This is a genomic window from Maridesulfovibrio sp. (genome assembly GCF_965230075.1).
Taxonomy (GTDB): Bacteria; Desulfobacterota; Desulfovibrionia; order Desulfovibrionales; family Desulfovibrionaceae; genus Maridesulfovibrio.
Map to the genome: position 1 here is coordinate 415,559 of NZ_OZ245945.1, position 16,992 is coordinate 432,550.

Here is a 16,992-nt window from a genome sequence, read left to right on the forward strand (position 1 = left end):
ATTAATGTTCATTGGGCGCTGATAATTTACATAAATGTGAATGGCTTCAAAAATGTCTGTTTTGTAATGGCTTGAAAATAAAGGATAAGTCTTCTTTGTGAGTAATGGCATCTACTTTGCTTAACTGCAAATATGTATCCTTCACTGCATGGTCTTAAGCTTTCCGCGCTGTTGGCTATTTGTCAGGCCATCGAGCAGGCGCTTGATCTAGAGTCCGCCCTTGACGGTGTGCTCAGTATCCTTTCGGAGAACCTGAGCATGAAGCGGGCGACAGTGACCCTCTACGACCCGGAAACAAAACAGCTTTCAATCAATGCCTCCTATGGTTTGTCCATTGAGGAAAAGCAGCGCGGGGTCTACCGTCTTGATGAAGGCGTTACCGGGCGTATTTTCCAGACAGGGGAACCTTATTACGTTCCTGACATCAGCAAGGAGCCTCTTTTTCTTGATAAAACCGGGGCCCGTAAGATCGAGCGAGCTAAAACGGGATTCATCGGGGTGCCGATCATCCTGCACAGTGAGCCCATCGGCGTACTCAATGTGGACCGTATCTTCGGCGATCATGTGGCAGCGGAAGAGGATATTGATTTCCTAAAAATCGTGGCCACCCTCATCGGTCAGTTCATCAGTCTAAATGAGAAGATCCTTGAGCGTGAGGCAGCCCTCAAGCGCGAGAATACCTCGCTGAAATATCAGATTTCTAAAAAGACCAAGGGGCTTTACATCGTCGGTCAGAGTTCGGCCATGGTCGAGGTCCAGCGGCAATTGGAAAAGGTTGCTCCTACCAAGGCCACTGTTTTACTGCTTGGTGAATCCGGAGTCGGCAAAACCCTTATGGCTAAGATTATCCACGAGCTTTCCGATCGCAGCAGCCATCCATTTATTAAGGTTAACTGTGCTTCCATCCCGGAGAACCTGCTTGAGTCGGAATTATTCGGGCATGAGAAAGGATCTTTCACCGGAGCTGCTTCCACCCGTCCCGGACGTTTTGAAGAGGCCGACGGCGGAACAATTTTTCTTGATGAAATCGGTGAATTCCCCATGAATCTGCAGGCTAAACTCTTACGCGTTCTGCAGGAGAAAGAATTGGAACGGATCGGGTCGAATAAGACCCGTAATATCGATGTGCGTATCCTCGCCGCTACCAACCGTGATTTGGGTGTATTGGTGGAGCGCAATGAATTCCGTCTTGATCTTTATTACCGCTTGAACATCTTTCCCATCACCGTTCCTCCGTTGCGGGACCGCAAAGAGGACATTACCGGGCTGCTTAATTATTTCATTCAGAAAATGGCCGAGGATTACGGGCGCAAGATGTTTTTTACTCCGGCGGCCCTTGATTCGCTTATGCTTTATGACTGGCCGGGTAATGTGCGTGAGATGCAGAATCTGCTGGAGCGGTTGGTGATCATGTCCGATTCTGAATACATCACCCTTGAATTTTTAAAATCCTATCTCGCACCGGGTCAACGCGGAGCGCCTGGCAGTTCTTCAGGTGCAAGCACTCCTGCGCCTAATGATGAACTGCCGCATTGTACTTCGCTCAAGGAAGTGGAGCGTAATGAAGTGGTTGCCGCTTTGGAACGCAGCGGCTGGATTCAGTATAAGGCAGCTGAAACCCTCGGTCTTTCCGCCCGTCAGATGGGCTACCGGGTTAAGCGGTATGGTCTTGAGTCCATGATTGCCGAAGGGCGGGCCCGTTTACGGCGCATGAAAAAGGGTTAAATATTTCCTGACTGGCTAGTGTCGTGATCATTGGGATCACGGCTATGTAAAAAAGGCTTTTCCGCATAGGGCGGAAAAGCCTTTTTTAGGTTGAGCCGATTGAGATATTTTTAGTGGTGGCAGGCTTTAAATGCTTTGCCTTTGTAGCTGTACTCCCATGAATCGCGGAAGAGGATCTGCCTTGCTTCGGGGAATTCCTCCTGAATGACCACATCGTGGCGCCCTTCAGGATGGGTCCACATGGCACTTCCGCCACCCCATTTGCCGGGGATTTCCATGATGATGGTGTCTTCCTCATCAGTGGGACGCCAATGTTTCAGAGTCTGGCCGTCAAAGATGGCCCGTCCGTCCGGGAGGATGACTACTGATGCTCCGGATGGTGCTTTCCAGAGGCCCCAAGCCCAGCAACCGCCGATATTTTTGAAACTGCCGCTGGTTCCGGCATTCTTAGGAGCATCATAGGGGGTATCTTCTTTGTTGGTGTCTTCGGAAAAATTCCAAGTATTCAGAGAGTGCCTGACCAGCCGTTCGGCTTCGCGGTCTGTATCGGGATAGCGGCCCTGCAAGATGTAATTGACCCCGTTATGCCGGCTGGCAGCAAGCAGTGATTCATAGGTCACTCCGTCTGCTTTACCTTCATATTCGCGGAAAATTGCAGGGGCACCTGAGACATGTCCTTTCTTTTTGGAAACCAGTTTTTGCAGCGGGAATCCCTGCTGTTTCAAGGCAGTGATCCAGTTGTCCAGCAGATTATCCAAGGGAAGTTTCTTTCCGGGGGTAATGTAGAGTTCAATGCTGGAATCTAGGGAGGGCGATATGCATTGCTTGACCCGGTTGTCTCCACGGGCAACCCGGTTATCACTCCAGCCGGGAGGGCAGTTGACCCCTTTGGCTACTTCATCGGCATGGGCAAGGGAAGTGGTGAAAAGGGTAAGCAGGAAAAAAAGAGGTATTGTTTTATTTATAGTATTCATCTTTTCGCTCCGGATTATGTTTATTAAAAACGTAATCGTTTTTCTGAAAGATTGCTAGAAGGAGCGGTAAGAAATGTGGGTAAGTGCTTATTAGAGGAAGCTACCAGTCACTTAATTTACCCATTTCCGAAACCGGAAGTGATGGTCCGAAATAGTATTTCCCGGGTTTTTCATGGCGGGAAAGTTCAGCAGTAGCAAGTGACCGTAATTTCTTTTCAAGTGCAGCGAGATCGACTCCTCCAGCGGGAACGATAAAGGCTTTTAATCTTTCCCCTTCTTCTGGACGCATCAGCCGTACTGTGCATTCCCGGACCTGCTTGTTTCTCTTTAAAATATCTTCCACTCGTGCGGGGTAAACATTGATTCCCCCGACCTGAACTGCTTTGTCTGCCCGTTTTAGCGGTTTAAATTGTGTTCCCTGCCATTGTAGATTGTCCTGCAGGGTATGAATTTGTTTGGTCCCGTCTACCGAGGTTCTTTCAATGGTGGAATTTTCGGTCTGTTCCCAGTGTCCAAGCAGGGTGTACATGTCGGTTGGGCTATGGCGAAAGCCCACCCCTCCGGTCTCTGATGAACCGTAGATTTCTGTCATACGGGCCAGTCCCTGTGCTTGCAGGCTGCTGATGGTTTCCGCTGGGCAGGGGCCGGTGGAGGTCACCCCGTAGATATTTTCCGGGAAGCGGCAATTCAGCTTTTCCAGTTTTTTCCAGAGCAGGGGGAAGGCGATGATCAGGTCGCCCGGGAGCATGGTTTTAATCTGTTCGGCTGCGGGCAGTGCTGCCCTGTATTCAACAGTTATACGCAGTGCTTTGGGCAATAGTATGGAGAAGAGAAATCCGTAAATATGATGACGGGGAACAAAGCTGACTATCCGTGTGCGGTCGGCGAAAATTCGGGAAAGAGAGTGGATTTCCTGTTCAAGGTCCGCGAAATTTGATTTCGCAGGTACGGGGGTTCCGGTACTGCCGGAGGTAAAAAAAGTTAGTTGCTGCGGTCTTCCTTCAGTTTGCTCAAAGATAAGCTCCGCCATTTGGGCGATATTTTTTTCTTTCAGTAATGCTGGATCTATGACCAACTGCTGGCCTATCCGCTCGAGAATCGTCTCCTGATCCTGAAATATCTTAGCGGAGGGAATAAAATCAGTGGCTAGGGATTGTCCCTGACAATGAATCAGCTTCTGGCTGTAATCCATTTCAGCCAGAAGGGTAGAGGATATTACCTCCCTGATATCCTGCGCAGTAAGCAACAGCGTGGCAGTCATGAATTAATCCTGCGGTCTTATGGAAATAAGCCCGAAATTATTTCCGGCCTGTTCAATACAGCAGCTGGTTCCAGCGTTCTTGACTGCTGCCGTAAGCTCCGGTCCGGCAGCGCAGACCATGTCTGTCTGCTGTGTGGCAGTGGCGGTTATGCCTAGCTTTTCCAGTCGGCGCAGTGAGCGGGCCGGAGCATATGTTTGTCCGGGTAATTCGGTTTCTTGCAATTCTTGGGCGGAAAGGGTTTCGAATTCCAATGTGCCGTATTTTGCGTCTTCTGCTCTGTCTGCCGGGCCGAGCAGGAAGAAGCAGGCTCCTTCTCCAACCGGAATCTGGTCGCCCGCAACACCTTTCTTCTCCAGCAGACGGCGGGTGTTATTTTCCAGCAGGGCGGTTTTTTCATCCACCAGACCAAGAAGCACTTTTCGGACTCTTCCTTCGTTCAGCCAGCATCCGGCGGTCTGGAGTCCGGCCAGCAAAGGTCCGTGCAGTTGGCAGAGAGTGGTATAGGGCTTGGGATTGTTCAGAAAAAGGGACATGGTCGCCGCAGGGATGTTATGCACTGAATGGGAGAAAGCCAGCGGTGAAGCACAGCCCGCACCATGGTCGATGATGGAATCCAAGAATTCAAAGATGGTCTGTGAAGGACCGTATCCGGTGCTGATAACAATGCCCATGTCTTCGGGCAGTGGCAGCGGTGTTTTCTGGTCCTGCTGCATAGTTCCGGCTGCGTCATGCAGGGCGCGGCATCCGGCGAGCATGGTCATGCGGGTAAAGTGGTCTACCCTGCGCAAACGGCGGGGCGCGAAATATGAATTGAGATCGGAAGTATCGACTGTGTCGGCACCATCAGCCAGTACTGTCCCGATTCCATGTAATGCAAGGCGGATCATGCGGCTCCCTTTTTGAAAACAAGGGCGGAGTTGTTGCCGCCAAAGGCCAGAGAATCGCTGAGAGCGTATTCAGCTGCAACTTCTGTCCGCTCGGTGACCGGGATTGCTGCTGAGTCAGCAGCGGCTTCGTGGAATCCGCTGGTAGGCACGAGCATCCCCTTTTGCAGGGATATGACCGTCATAACCGCTTCAATAGCTCCGGCAGCCCCCAAGGTGTGCCCGGTAAAACCCTTGGTCCCGGTGAACGGGGTTGCGGGAAAAAGTTCGCTGATGGTCTGCCCCTCAATGCGGTCGTTGTTCTCGGTCCCGGTGCCGTGCACGTTGATGAATCCGATTTCGTCGGTACTGATTCCGCTGCGCTCAAGGGCGTCATTAATGGCTTGTTTCAACCCGGTTCCTTCGGGATGCGGTGCTGTCAGATGGTGGGCGTCGCAACAGGTTCCGTAGCCCATGACTTCAGCCATGGAAGTGAGTCCCAGTTCCTGCATTGCTTTTTCACTGGCAAGGACGAGTACTGCCGCGCCTTCCCCGAGGTTCAAGCCTTGCCTGTCCTTGTCAAAGGGGCGGCATTTTTCCGGACTGGTGATCATCAGCCGGGAAAATCCGGTGTAGGAAATTCCGCTCAGTGCGTCCGCACCTCCGGCAATGACCAGATCACATAACCCCTGTCTGATCCATGAAGCTGCGATTCCGATGGCATCAGTTCCGGAAGAACAGGCATTGGTCACTGTTTGTACCGGGCCGTTCAAACTGTATCTTTCCGCCAGAGCTGCTGCCGGGTTGCAGTTGAGGTAGCTTTCGATGACTTCAAGGTCTGCTTCTTTGCCTTCCCGCCATTGCTGATAAAAAGATTTAAAATTGAGCGAGGCTCCTGTGGATGAGCCGATGCAGGAACCTACTTTCAGGCCGGACAGTTTTTGCGGAGTAAGTGCGGCTTGGGCCAGAGCTTCATCCACAGCCGGGAAAAGCAGTTGCATGGTTTCCGTCAGTGGGGGAGTCTGTTTCTCCTTTTTTAACCATTCCTGCGGAACCGCAAACACAGGGGAGTGCATGGGCTGGTCATAGGAAAAACCGGACGCAAAAGTAGGTTGGACTTCCCGGTTAAGCATGGTTTCAAAACATGCTCGGGTATCCTTTCCGGCTGCACAGATGCAGCCACTGGCGCAGATGCTGACGGGACGGTCCATTAATTAATCCTGTCTTTCCTTGATGAAATCCACAAGGCTGTTCACGGACTGGAAGGCTGTCTTGCCTTCTTCCATGTTTTTGATTTCTACATTGAAATTCTTCTGGACCAGAACCACGATTTCCACTGCATCAAGGGAATCAAGGCCCAGTCCTTCCCCGAACAGGGGCGCGTCGTCTTCAATCTCGTCCACGGTTACGTCGACAAGGTTCAGCTCTTCAATAAGCAGCTCTTTCAGTTTAGTATGCAATTTTGCCTCTTTGTAAAGATTTGTTAATCCCACATGTTATAAAAATTGTAGAACTGGTAAGGGTTTTCCTGACAATACCTTTCCAGTTCAGCGGAAAATTTCTGTGCAAAGGGAATAAATGCTTCAGCTCCGCGCACTTCCCCTTTGCCGATATCTGCGGGTACGTGGAGAACTTCCGCCACCCGGAAAATCCCTTCCCCGGCTTTGCTGCGGTTGGAAAAAACTATAGCCACAGGCGTCTCTGTTGTCGCTGCAATCTTGAACGGGGTGATCGGCAGTTCAATTTTTCCCCTCAGAAAGTCCACCCGCACATTATGCCTGCTTTCCCCCATGGTCCGGTCTCCGTTAATGCAGAGCACGGAGTTTTTACGCAGGGCAGTGAGCATTTCGATAGTGCCCCCCAGCTCTGCCGCCGGGTTGATGACAGTAACTTCCTCGACTTTATTTTTCCTGTCTTGGCCTGCACCGCCGGACATTTTCCATTTAAAGGAATGTTTGTCCACGTTGCCATGCTCCATGAGCATGACTACCGCTTTGGGGGCATTTAGAAAACCGAGGTATGAGAAGCCCATCTGCCAGCAGCCCACATGTCCGGTGAGCAGGATCAGCCGCTTGTGCTTTGCGTAAAGCTCCTGCAAGCAGCCTTTATCTGCGTCAGAGCCGACGGCTTTGAAATCACCCAGAATGCGCAGTACAGCGCGGTCGACCAGCATTTTTCCGAAATTCCAGTAAAGCAGGAAGGTATGGCGCACCCTGCTTAGACTGCTTTGCGCTCCGAATCTGCGCTGGATATATTCAGCCGGTCTTTTGCTTACTCCGGGGAGCAGGGTATAGAAACAGACTACGAAAAAGAGCAGGCAGTATGCTCCGGGCCTGCCCAGAAGCCGGATCAGTCCATAAAAGATATTATGTAGAAAAGCGGGGGCCAGACTTCTGCTGGACCACTTCCTATTGCGCTTCATAATGCCCATCCCCGAACTACTGCGGTTTCATATCTAAAAACCGTTTAATGGTAAACGCCATAATGTAGATCGTAATTCCTATAATCGCTGCAAATGACGGCCCCAGCACCAGTGAACCCAGCACCCATTCATAGAAACGATCCAGAGCCTCGTAGCCCAGTGTCTGTAAGGACATCTCGGTCAGGAACTGGTTGTGACGCATGTAGTGCCCGACTTCAATACACAGGGCCGGGACCAGCGGCGGAATGCACAGCTGGCTCACAGCCAGCCCGGTGATCTTACTCAGTCGGAAAAATCCGCAGAAAAGGATAATGGCGATGGAATGCATGGCTATGAGCGGCAGTGTACCGAGAAGCATACCGATGGCTCCTGCAACAGCCAGATTCAGCGGAGTTTCGTCCTTGGAAAGCAGGATGCGCAGTGAGCGCATGGGGTGGATGGGGCTGATTTTCCCATTCTCGTCCTTGTCATACTGACGGTGGGGCACAGGCACGAAAGCACGCATGGTCAGCCGGGTATTCAAGAGTGAAATGCGCACATTATCTTTGATAGTGTCGAAGTGGGAGACCCGTTCCTCAGGGTTGGGATAATGCACTTCAATGGGCAGGTCTTTAAGTTCGTATCCAGCCCATGCTGATTTAACCAGAATCTCCACCTCAAAAGCGTAGCGGGTCTCTGACGTCTTAACCACGTCGAAAATTTCCAGCGGATAGGCCCGGAAGCCGCTCTGTACGTCGCTGAGTTTTATTCCGGTCTGCACCCGCAGCCAGAAATTGGAAAAACTTCGTCCGAACTTTGAAGAACCTGGTACGTTCTGGTCTTCGAAATTCCTGCTGCCCACGAAGATTGTATCCGGGTTTTGCTCGATTGCATCCAGAAAAACCGGGAGGTCTTCAGGGAAGTGCTGGCCGTCAGCATCGATGGTGATGACGTGGGTCTTGCCTAGCTCGCGTGCCTTTTCTGCAGCAGTGATGATGGCCTGCCCCTTGCCGAGGTTTTCATCATGATTGACTACGGTGAGATCAAGGTCGCGGACTTTATCTGAACCACTGTCAGTGCTGCCGTCATCGATAATGAGTACTTCGCCGTAGTTCATGGCCCGTCTGGCCACATCGCGCAAAGTTTCACCGTGGTTATAGACCGGGATAACGATCAGCGGTTTAACTTGCATGAGCGGAATCTCTGAGTGATTGAGAAGGTATTTTATTTCCGGGCTGGTCATCGAATTTTATCAACTGGTCCCAGAGAATTCCCCGGAATCCAAATTTTTTCATAATGTTAATGCGTTGCTGGCCTTCGTCGGGAGGGAATAGTCGATCCCTGCGTTTTTTGAATCCTTCGGTCAGGGCAGCGTTCATTTCATCTTTATCAAGTTGGGGGGAGAAGTAGTAGAAAGGTTCAAGCAGCGACTGGTTGCCGCGGATTAAACCTTCTTTAACCGCTCTTGTAAAGAGCGGCGTTCCTTCATGCAGCCGGATACCGGAAAAGGGAAAGACCACACAGTTGTTCAGGGAATTCATGTTCGCAATCCCTTCACGGACGGTCTCCATGGTTTCGTCGGGGCCGCCAAAAATTACGAAGTGGGCGCAGGGAATCCTTTGCGCCACACATTTATCATTGAATTCCATAACCTCGTCAAAAGTGAAGCTCTTGTGCAACCCTTTGAGAGTTGCGTCACTGGTGGCGTCTGTACCCACTTCCATGGCTTGCAACCCGGAACGTTTAAGCAGGGCCAGTTCGTCATTTTCAATGGGACCGGGCTGGAAAAATCCGCACCAGCTGATCTTGATTTTCCGGCGTATGATTTCTTCGGCCAGTTGCAGGTAATGGCCGCCGCGGTCATTGAGTACGGAGTCGGTAAAGAAGATGTTGTCTGCCCCGCATTTGCAGAGCATTTCAAGTTCGTCAGCCACCTCATCTACCGGGCGAACCCGCATCTTGTGTCCTTCAAGGTGAGGATAGGTGCAGTAGGCGCAGCAGTGTTCACAGCCGCGTTTGGTCTGCACGTTAATGACTCCGCTCTGGTCAAGATAGTAACGCAGCAGCTGCGGTTCCCAGCGCGGAACTAGGATTTCTTTTCCGGGTATTCCTTTTTCCTTGCCGTAAATTTGTTTTGTTTCTTCGCCCTGTTCCAGCCGCGCAATGAGTTCGACCATCTTGCGCTCTCCTTCACCAATAATACCGTAGTCCGCACCGGTGAATCCAAGAATTTCTTCCGGCAGCAGTGAGAATCCAGCGCCCCCGGCAATGACCGGGACTTCAGATTCTTTGAGCACATCCACAATGCGTTTGGCTTTGTGAATGTATTTGTTGGTATGGGAGGTGAAAGAATCCACGTTATCCACATTGCGAATGGATATCCCGGCATAATCAGGGGCTGCCTCAGTAAGTGCACAGCGCAGGTGATCAAGGGAATTACCCGTCGCAAGCATATCGTACTGGATGACCTTGTGCCCTGCATTATGCAGGGCTCCGGCTATGACCGACATGCCGATGGGGTAGACCGGGTACGGTTCTACGTTGGTGTTTGCTGAAACAAGGAAAACAGTGGACATGGTGCGTTTAAATAGGGCTGTTCAGGGGGACTAAAGTGCCGTTCTTCCATTTCTCGCAGAGCTCGGCAAAGAAATCCGGCTGGAACATCATGAGTTCATCGTCTTGAACAAAGAGTTGAACTGTGCATCCTGTGGTGGCTTTTTCTCCTGCAGCATCGCGGATAATGAATTCGTAATTCATGCGTGCTGCCTCGGTCCAGTGGAGCAGGGTTTCAATGCTGAAAGTCTCGCCGAAACGGAGCGGTTTGATGTAATCAACCTGCATTTTTTTGATCGGCGCGGCTACTTTGTAACGGTAGAAATCCAGATATCCGACCCCGTACATGTCACCAAGAGCTGTGCGGCCATCCTCAAAATAACTGGGGTAGCGTCCATGCCAGACAATATTCATGGGGTCCACTTCTTCAAAACGGACCTTGCGCTCCACAATATGGCGCAGCGGTTCCGGTGCGCCTTCGATTTTAGGAAAATATGATTTGCGGGCCATTATATTGCCTCCGGGCCGAAGATGAGCTGGTAGGTTGCTGCTATTTCTCCGGCTACTGTGAGTGAGCAGATGGAAATGTGGTTAAGCCCCTTTGTTTTAAGGGAAAATTTGAGATCAAGTTTTTCCATGGGCTTGACCGGACGCAGGAATTTACAGCGGGTTACCGACTGCAGGGCCAGTTTTTCAGATGGATATTCACACGTAAGGGCCTCCATGGATGACTCTTGTCCGATCAGGGTCTGGATGACTCCGGGCAGGATGGGATTACCGGGGAAGTGTCCGTCAAATCCGGGGAATGAGTTCTTAAAAATATATGAACGGCTGTATCCTGATTCTGTTTTCTCAAGATCATTACAGCTGTTTGAAATATGTTCTTTTAAATCCATGTGTTTAAGAATCCTTTTGCGATCCGGAATCGAGGAAAAGTTCGAGGGTGTAGTTGCCTTGCGGATCGGTGATAATAGTATGGGCGGCAAATTCACGGTTGCCGATTCTCTTTTTGCCCTCAGTGATGATTTTCGTTTCCTTTAAATCGGTGTTTTGTGGGGCGAGGTACAGCTCATAAATGCAGCGCATGGACTCATCATAAAAAGGAGGAATCATGCGCAGGAAAGGTGATGCGAAAATTTTTTTCGATTCAAAGCGCCCCTTATTGTCGGCAGTGATTTCAGCTACCAGCAGTTTCATGCCCATGTCGTTCAGCATGACCACCCGTGCGGTTTTCTGTTCCGGTTTGAGTAGCAGCATACCGCGCAAGGGCATCCGCTTGCCTGCAATGGAAAGCACCCCGGAATGTTGCAGCAGATAAGAGGATGAAGCTGAGGGCTTAACTGGTTCGACTATGCTACGCGAGGAACATCCGGCTATCATTATGAGGGCCAGCAGAGGCAGCAGGATTCTGAGTTTACGCATGCTTATCTTCTCTTAGTTGCAACAGTTGCGGGAGCACAAAAATAGCGCAGCAGAGGGCTGCTGTGATCCCGATGGAAACCGTGGCTCCCAATGAGTGCAGTGATGGGTGCTTGGCAAAGACCAGTACCCCGAAGCCCGCCAGTGTAGTCAGGCCCGAAATTTTGACTGCTTTAACAGTCCATGGTGAGGGAGTTCTTATTTCCTGAAAAACCATGAAGATTCCGTAATCGGCCCCAAGTCCGATGACAAGGGGTAAGGCCACGATATGGAAAATATTGAGTGGAATTTGCAAAAGCCCCAGTAAACCGAAGGTCACCGCTACCCCGAAAATTGCCGGAAAGAGAGCCAGAGTTGCCCGGCGCAGGTTACGGAAGAGAGTGAAAATGAGCACTGCCACCAGAATTCCGGAACAGCTGATGAATTTGATGATGTCCCGCTCCATCTCCTGTTCTAAATTTGATTTGAACCGGGATTGGGAAACAAGACGTGCGCCAAGTTCTTTTTCTTTCTGCGGAGAATAGTAGGAATTGATCAGTTCGCTATCCGGAAGCAGGGTCATTACCAGCTTTGCCTTATTGTTTTCACTGACCGGAAGAAACATTTTGGCAAGCGGAGCCAGCGGTCCGGAGCGGAATATCTCAGTGTTGAGTTCCGGTGCGGATGCCTCGATACGTTCAATTGCCGGGGCAAATGCTTTTGCAGCAAAGCCCATTTGTCCTGCTTGAATTGTAAGTTCATGTTCCGTTTCTGCTTTGTTCTCATTCCAGAAATTGTTCCAGCGTCCGTTGTTTTTATGTACTGTTTGGGGTGCTGGAAGCAGGGGAGCAATACCTACCGCTTTGATCCCATTGAGGTTTTGTTCAATGTCAGACCAGGCTTTTTCATTTTTATGCAGGGCTTCATCCATGTTTTTCCCTTGAGCAAAGAGCATGGAGTGGGCGCGCATTTGCCCCCACTTGTCATGAAAATATTTTTCAGTATGAACCAGTTCTTCTGAAATATAGCCAAGTCTTTTCAGTTCAGTGTCAAAACTATTGTTAAAGGCAGAGAAAAGTGACCCTGTAAGGATAATGAAGGCAGCCCAAAGTATGATCTTTTTGCTTACTTTCAATTGAAATACAGGCTGGGGTGCTCCTGAATTAGGAAAGGAATTGCAGAACCGGGGTACAAAAAGCAGGGCAAAAGCACAGGCCGCAATTATTCCGGCCACAGAGAAAATGGAAAGCTGGCGGATGCCCGGAATTCCGGAAATATAGAGAGCGATGAAGGAAACGCAGGAAGTTGCGGCCCCGAAAAGAACAGGTTTGCTGACTTTGCGCAGGGCAGTGGCTTGGGCCTGCGATTTTTCGGCCAGTGCAAAATAAGTATGCACCGCAAAGTCGATGGAAATACCCATGAGTACTGCCCCGAAACCGATAACAATGGCCGACATATCCTTATAAACAAAGGAGCAGGCTCCCAGTCCGGCCGTTATGGCTACGCCCGGTGCCAGAAATATTGCCAGAGCGCCTTTGTGGCGGAAGGCCAGAAAAAAGAGCAGGCCCAGCGCACATAGGGAGATGCTTGAGACCGCTAAAATGTCCCGTTTAATTACTGAACTGTTAGCTGTTGTGTATCTATGTCCGCTCAGTACCTTTATGGAAAGATCACTTTCTGTGAGCTTATTTTCTATTAAGGCGGTTTGCTTGATTTCCTTAAACCGTTCCAGAAGTTTGAGTCCGTTTTTGGAATCAGTCATGGGAACGTTTGTTCCGGCAATGATGAGCAGTGCGTTTTTTCCTGCAATAAAATATTGGCCTCCGCTTACTTTTATGCGGGGCAGGTTCTGAAATGATCTGATTTTATGCAGATAAATGGAGCGTAAATTCAGCGGGTCAGTCGCAAGAATTTCGCGCATTCCTATCCCTGCAGGTGAAATAAGCAGCTTCTTTGTCTCGACCAGATTTTGTTTGATGGATTCGTCTGTGGTGATTTCTTGCAGTTTTACCAGATCGTTTTGTGTAGTCAGATTCGGGGCTTGTTGAAGCAGGAAGTTGATGACTGCTTGTGGATCAACAGATTTGTTTTCCACAGAAAGCAAAGGCGTATTCATCCTGCGGGCCATACTTACTGCGAATTCACTAAGTTTTTGCTCGCTAAGAGTGTTGCTGGAAATGGAAATGAGTACTTTTCCGGTAAATGGTGCCTTCTGGAGCAGGGTAAAGTCGCGGCTGATTTCTCCGTTCTTGCCGCTGGGCAGCATGGAGGAAATGTCTTCGCTGTAAGATACAGAGAACAGCGGAATGGAACAGATAAGCAGAAAAACAATCAGTATCAGCGCACTTATAATTTGAGTTTTCCTGTTTGCTGCTGCGCTATTATACAATTTGTGGGAGGACATTTTTTACTTTTTCAGGAAAGTTTCCTGCGCCAGTTTTTGATTTAAGAGTACGTTGTCAAAGATAATTTTTGTGTAATCTCCACCCGGTTCATGTAGTTCAATGGATTTAAGGTGGGTTGCTTCGGGTGCAAAAAAGATACGGATCAGACTTAAAAATTGCTTTGTCTTGCTTGATTTCGGGGTCAATTCCATCACAGCCGGGGCATAATTAGTCACTTTGATGAAATAAAGGGATTGCAGCCACGGAATATTCATGGTTGTCCATGCCAGAATTTGTTCGGAGATAATTGCCATTTCCGGGGACGTTTCGGTGTCAAACGAAGTTGATTCTTTGGTGGCTCCGTCCCATTTCAAACCTTGCTGTCCTTTGATCAGAAAGCCGGACACAAACGGCTCAGTGTATTCCCAGCGCAGGTTGTCAGGGCGTGTAAAGCAGAATTTTCCTTTGGATTCCATGACATCAGCAAAAAGTGCGATGTGGCTTTGCTGGGTAAATTCACTGCTGATGGTATTGATGGATAGCGAACTGGTTTGCAGATCTTTCAGAAAATCGGCCTGTTTGTCTGCGAAAGCACGCCCTGCTGAGATCATCAGCAGCAGAAAAGCGAGCAGAATTGCTTTTCTTATAACTGCCATGAGACTGTATACTCCCCGGATTTTGCCTGTGTTAGCAGTTCAGCCATGGATTCATCCTGCGGGACAAATAGTTTGATTCTGCCTTCGGCAAGGATTTGCCCTTCGCGGCTGACTGTTCCTTCTACTACGGCAAATCCGTCAAAATCCCCTACGGTTTGTACACTTATAAGCAGTTCGTTGCTGGTAAATTTTGCAGTGCTTTGGGGCACTATCTGGAATTTTTGTACTCCCACAAGGTACCCTTCAGGCACAGGCTGACCGAGGGATTTTAGCCGGTAACCGCATACGGCTGCATATGCTTGAGCTACCAGTTCAATGTAAAATGGGTCCAGGACACTGCCGTCCGGGGCAAGTGTAATGGATTGAGTGGAAAGGTCTGCCAGAGCAGTTCCTGCACCTTCTCCAACAGTAAGTACACTGTCGATGAGCAACATCTGTCCACGGTGGGGCAGCAGTTTTTCAGCCTGCATGGGAAGATTCATTTAAATAACTCCGAAATTAATTGCGCCAGCAGAGCGGGTCGGATGAAAGATAATCGCCGTTCAGATGATGGGCCATGCCCCGGCAGCCGTAGCACTCGGTGCTTAAATCACATGTCTTGCACGGTCCGGTGATGGTCTGGCGGATGTTGCGTAGATTGTTGAATACATCGCTCTGCGAAATGATATTTTCCAGTGTGTCTAAACGGATGTTTCCGGCAGTAATGTCCACTCCCGGACAGGGAATAACGTCTCCGGTGGTGGTAATGGTGCAGGAATAGAAATGCCGTTTGCATGAAAATGCTGCAACCGGGGGCTTCGGTTCCCATTCTATGCCGAATTCTTCGCGGTCAATGCCTGAAAGTTCGTCGAATAAATTCCCGATTTTTTCCGGGCTGAGTGCCAGTTCCACATGGTCTTTGGCCCGACCCTGATCGGTAATGGTTTCGAAATAGGGAATGATCTGGCGGGTGCGCAGCCAACGCCACATTTCCGGGATTTCTTCGTAATTCTGGCGGCAGATGATGGTCTGGGCGCCCATGGGAATATCGCCATTGGCGTAGCCGGTTTCAAGCAGGTTGTTTAAACCTTGGCGGATGGCTTTGTGTCCACCCTTCTTGCCGGCCAGTAGGTCCTGAATTTTTGGATCAAGGCTGTTGAACTTGATGACTGGCTGCACTTTAAGCGCGTACAGTTCAGCAGCTATTTCCGGGCTGATTCTGGTCCCGTTGCTGAACAGCTCTATTTCCAGTCCGATGCTGTGGATATAACGAATCACATCCATAATGCGGGGGTAGAGCATGGGCTCTCCCCCGCCGAGGATAATTATTTTGCGCGCGCCGAGGTCCCGGCACTGGTCTACTGTGTTGAGAATCTCGTCATATTCAAGCTCGTTGTTGAGCTTTTCCCCGGATGAGGCGTAGCAGTAGATGCAGCGCAGGTCGCAGACCCTGCTTAGCTCAAGCTCCGCGGTCAGCAGTTGCTTGTGTTTGAGGGTATGTTCGATTTCAGCCTTGGTGAAAGGGCTGCCCCAGCAACGATTTGAATTCATTTTCCGTTAATCCAGTTTAGTTCAGACGACTAAGTTCGAGGTTAATGGAGTTGGCGAGATTTTTAATCCATGCATTGTAGTTGCTATGGATCATGTCGCCCTTGTGTTTCAGGTTGGTGCTGTCTTTGTAATTAATGCTGTAATTTTCAGGGGTGTAGGTAATGTCCACAATGGCCTGATGGGAGCGGATGTTCAGGGTTGCCACCAGATGTCCGGGAGCAACATCACTCATTTGCCAGCCACGATCGTACCCACCTCTGATAATAGCATTTTTCACTTCTTTCATAGTGTGCTGTGTTTCGCTGTTGTATGCGATCGGAGCTAACTCAATGTTCTGGATAGGAGCGGTTCTGCATCCGCCGAGAAAAAGAGCACAGGCAACAAGTACAAAAGCAACAATACGGAGATTCTTCATCTGTAATTTCCTCGTTTTGAAAGTTAAATTTGTGAAAAACGCTGTTACGCTTCCTGATTAATTTCCTGAATGCAGGAAACCATAGTTGTTTTGACCGCGCGGCGCAATTCAATATGCGGGCTTTGCGTACTTTGGAATTGATGAGGATAAATGGGATCGAGTATTCTGCCGTGTACTTTCGTCGGACGGATTAGCATGTGTCCGCGGGGAAGCATATTATAAGTCCCGGTAATACACAGGGGGACAATGGGCAACCCGGTCCGGACTGCAAGGTGAAAGGGGCCGGAATGGAAGCGGTTCAGGTTGCCGTCCTTGCTGCGGGTTCCTTCCGGAAAGAACATGAGGCTGGCATTTTGATCCACGGCATGCTGAGACTGTTTGATTATTTCATCCAGGTCGTCAGTCTCCACGTTAATGTAGCCCGCAAGCTTCATGTAGAACCCGTAAAAAGGAATCTTAAAAGGCCAATTGCGCACAGCCATGCATATATTGCGCTCCGGCTGGAATGAAACAAGGTAGGGATCGAAGAAAGATTCATGGTTGGCGACAATGATGCAGGGGGTGGGTATATCCCGCTGATCCGGCCAGCTGATATCAACGAAGAGTGACATCAGTTTTGAACTGGTCCAGCCGTAATACCAGATCATCTTGCGCAGGGTTTCCGGTTTTTCCCATTTTAGGATGCAGGTAAAGAACAGGTAGCAGAGCGGTGAAATGATGACCCCGGTCAGGGTCCAGAGGATGATGCTCAGGTATATCCCGGTGTTGATCCAGATAAGTTTGAGAAGTTTGGACATGGCGGGCAAAAGCGGGAAGAGCAAAAAGCCGCTT

The 16,992-nt window shown here is 49.8% G+C and carries 18 protein-coding genes; 1 reads left to right on the forward strand and 17 read right to left on the reverse strand.

What is annotated here, in order from left to right:
• Positions 1 to 132: 132 nt before the first annotated feature.
• Positions 133 to 1,725: a nif-specific transcriptional activator NifA gene (nifA, locus tag ACO05Z_RS01830; protein WP_421899919.1), complete on the forward strand. Its 1,593-nt coding sequence runs from the start codon at positions 133 to 135 to the stop codon at positions 1,723 to 1,725.
• 110 nt (positions 1,726 to 1,835) lie between these two features.
• Here nifA and ACO05Z_RS01835 read toward each other — a convergent pair whose 3' ends face one another.
• The 17 genes from ACO05Z_RS01835 to ACO05Z_RS01915 all read right to left on the reverse strand — a co-directional run bounded on the left by ACO05Z_RS01835 (position 1,836) and on the right by ACO05Z_RS01915 (position 16,958).
• Positions 1,836 to 2,699 carry a hypothetical protein gene (locus tag ACO05Z_RS01835; protein ID WP_421899922.1) on the reverse strand — a complete coding sequence of 288 codons (864 nt, stop codon included), beginning with the start codon at positions 2,697 to 2,699 and terminating at the stop codon, positions 1,836 to 1,838.
• A 100-nt stretch (positions 2,700 to 2,799) separates the two neighbouring features.
• Positions 2,800 to 3,960 (reverse strand): AMP-binding enzyme, encoded by a 1,161-nt coding sequence (locus ACO05Z_RS01840; protein WP_421899924.1) that lies wholly within the window; start codon positions 3,958 to 3,960, stop codon positions 2,800 to 2,802.
• A gap of 3 nt (positions 3,961 to 3,963) precedes the next feature.
• Positions 3,964 to 4,848 carry a beta-ketoacyl synthase chain length factor gene (locus ACO05Z_RS01845; RefSeq protein ID WP_421899927.1) on the reverse strand — a complete coding sequence of 295 codons (885 nt, stop codon included), beginning with the start codon at positions 4,846 to 4,848 and terminating at the stop codon, positions 3,964 to 3,966.
• Positions 4,845 to 6,035 (reverse strand): beta-ketoacyl-[acyl-carrier-protein] synthase family protein, encoded by a 1,191-nt coding sequence (locus ACO05Z_RS01850; protein ID WP_421899929.1) that lies wholly within the window; start codon positions 6,033 to 6,035, stop codon positions 4,845 to 4,847. The genes ACO05Z_RS01845 and ACO05Z_RS01850 overlap by 4 nt, the downstream gene beginning before the upstream one ends.
• 3 nt (positions 6,036 to 6,038) lie before the next feature.
• On the reverse strand, positions 6,039 to 6,284 hold the full coding sequence (locus tag ACO05Z_RS01855) for a phosphopantetheine-binding protein (protein ID WP_421899932.1): 246 nt from the start codon (positions 6,282 to 6,284) through the stop codon (positions 6,039 to 6,041).
• 23 nt (positions 6,285 to 6,307) lie between these two features.
• Complete coding sequence (locus ACO05Z_RS01860; protein ID WP_421899934.1) at positions 6,308 to 7,246, reverse strand: acyltransferase; 939 nt, start codon at positions 7,244 to 7,246, stop codon at positions 6,308 to 6,310.
• A 16-nt stretch (positions 7,247 to 7,262) separates the two neighbouring features.
• Positions 7,263 to 8,417, reverse strand: a complete 1,155-nt coding sequence (locus ACO05Z_RS01865) for a DUF2062 domain-containing protein (RefSeq protein ID WP_421899937.1) — start codon at positions 8,415 to 8,417, stop codon at positions 7,263 to 7,265.
• Positions 8,407 to 9,801, reverse strand: coding sequence for a lipid biosynthesis B12-binding/radical SAM protein (locus ACO05Z_RS01870; protein ID WP_421899939.1), 1,395 nt, complete (start codon positions 9,799 to 9,801; stop codon positions 8,407 to 8,409). Before ACO05Z_RS01870 ends, ACO05Z_RS01865 begins: the two co-directional genes overlap by 11 nt.
• A 7-nt stretch (positions 9,802 to 9,808) precedes the next feature.
• Complete coding sequence (locus ACO05Z_RS01875; RefSeq protein ID WP_421899941.1) at positions 9,809 to 10,288, reverse strand: acyl-CoA thioesterase; 480 nt, start codon at positions 10,286 to 10,288, stop codon at positions 9,809 to 9,811.
• The gene (locus ACO05Z_RS01880) at positions 10,288 to 10,674 is read right to left on the reverse strand and encodes a 3-hydroxyacyl-ACP dehydratase (protein ID WP_421899943.1); all 387 of its coding nucleotides are present in this window, start codon (positions 10,672 to 10,674) and stop codon (positions 10,288 to 10,290) included. Before ACO05Z_RS01880 ends, ACO05Z_RS01875 begins: the two co-directional genes overlap by 1 nt.
• Before the next feature lie 4 nt (positions 10,675 to 10,678).
• The gene (locus tag ACO05Z_RS01885; protein WP_421899945.1) at positions 10,679 to 11,200 is read right to left on the reverse strand and encodes a hypothetical protein; all 522 of its coding nucleotides are present in this window, start codon (positions 11,198 to 11,200) and stop codon (positions 10,679 to 10,681) included.
• Positions 11,193 to 13,580, reverse strand: a complete 2,388-nt coding sequence (locus ACO05Z_RS01890; protein ID WP_421899947.1) for an MMPL family transporter — start codon at positions 13,578 to 13,580, stop codon at positions 11,193 to 11,195. Before ACO05Z_RS01890 ends, ACO05Z_RS01885 begins: the two co-directional genes overlap by 8 nt.
• Positions 13,581 to 13,583: 3 nt before the next feature.
• A complete protein-coding gene (locus tag ACO05Z_RS01895; RefSeq protein WP_421899949.1) occupies positions 13,584 to 14,216 on the reverse strand; it encodes a LolA family protein in 633 nt (210 codons plus the stop codon).
• Complete coding sequence (locus tag ACO05Z_RS01900; protein ID WP_421899951.1) at positions 14,204 to 14,698, reverse strand: 3-hydroxylacyl-ACP dehydratase; 495 nt, start codon at positions 14,696 to 14,698, stop codon at positions 14,204 to 14,206. Before ACO05Z_RS01900 ends, ACO05Z_RS01895 begins: the two co-directional genes overlap by 13 nt.
• A 16-nt stretch (positions 14,699 to 14,714) precedes the next feature.
• The gene (locus ACO05Z_RS01905) at positions 14,715 to 15,746 is read right to left on the reverse strand and encodes a radical SAM/SPASM domain-containing protein (protein WP_421899953.1); all 1,032 of its coding nucleotides are present in this window, start codon (positions 15,744 to 15,746) and stop codon (positions 14,715 to 14,717) included.
• 16 nt (positions 15,747 to 15,762) lie between these two features.
• A complete protein-coding gene (locus ACO05Z_RS01910; RefSeq protein ID WP_421899955.1) occupies positions 15,763 to 16,161 on the reverse strand; it encodes a hypothetical protein in 399 nt (132 codons plus the stop codon).
• A gap of 44 nt (positions 16,162 to 16,205) precedes the next feature.
• Positions 16,206 to 16,958 (reverse strand): lysophospholipid acyltransferase family protein, encoded by a 753-nt coding sequence (locus tag ACO05Z_RS01915; RefSeq protein ID WP_421899957.1) that lies wholly within the window; start codon positions 16,956 to 16,958, stop codon positions 16,206 to 16,208.
• Between the last annotated feature and the right edge of the window lie 34 nt (positions 16,959 to 16,992).